Raw genomic sequence first — 273 nt, 5'->3', positions numbered from 1 at the left:
CCAAAATTGAGATCAACGCCATAGGCGCCCAATTCTGCGGCGCGCACGGCGTTTTCTGCCATCCATTGTGGCTCTTGGCCTAAAAGCTGGACTTTGATTGGGGTGCCGGATTGAGTGCGTGAAGCGTGTTTAAGCTCTGGACAAAGACGATAGAAAACATGATCCGGTAGGAGCAAATTGACCACGCGAACAAATTCGGTGACGCAAAAATCGTAATCATTGATTTCGGTGAGCATTTGACGCATCAAGTGGTCAAGAACGCCCTCCATTGGG

1 protein-coding gene is annotated in these 273 nt (G+C 49.8%); it reads right to left on the bottom strand.

All coding sequences use genetic code 11. The annotated features are described in order from the left end of the window. On the bottom strand, positions 1 to 273 hold a 273-nt coding region (locus P8629_RS11840; RefSeq protein WP_278166320.1), incomplete at both ends, for a tRNA-dihydrouridine synthase.

This window comes from Hydrogenovibrio sp. 3SP14C1 (genome assembly GCF_029625905.1).
Lineage (GTDB): Bacteria > Pseudomonadota > Gammaproteobacteria > Thiomicrospirales > Thiomicrospiraceae > Hydrogenovibrio.
Note: the sequence above shows the minus strand (reverse complement) of the source record. Positions and strands in the feature narration are given on the sequence as shown.